1 protein-coding gene is annotated in these 230 nt (G+C 63.9%); it reads right to left on the bottom strand.

The window, feature by feature from the left end; genetic code table 11:
* Positions 1 to 229, bottom strand: a 229-nt coding sequence (locus FQ668_RS28390; protein ID WP_256677693.1) for an MFS transporter, incomplete at its 3' end; no start/stop codon positions are given.
* Position 230: the final 1 nt, after the last annotated feature.

The raw sequence follows: 230 nt of genomic DNA, 5'->3' as shown, positions 1-230 counted from the left end.
GCATTTCATAGCTGCTGGCGAAGGCGAGCAGGGCGATGCCCACCAACGTCACCAGCATGCCGGCCGGCAGCAGGTAGGGCTGCGGGCGCTTGTCGGTGTACAGGCCGACCCAGGGTTGCAGCAAGGACGCGGTCACCTGGTAGATGAGGGCGATCCAGCCGATCTGGGCAAAGCTGAGTGCGAAATCGCTCTTGAGCATCGGGTAGATGGACGGCAGCACGGCCTGGATC

Source organism: Pseudomonas sp. Kh14 (assembly GCF_900291005.1).
Taxonomy (GTDB): Bacteria; Pseudomonadota; Gammaproteobacteria; order Pseudomonadales; family Pseudomonadaceae; genus Aquipseudomonas; species Aquipseudomonas alloputida.
This window is presented reverse-complemented; position numbering and strand designations above follow the sequence as displayed.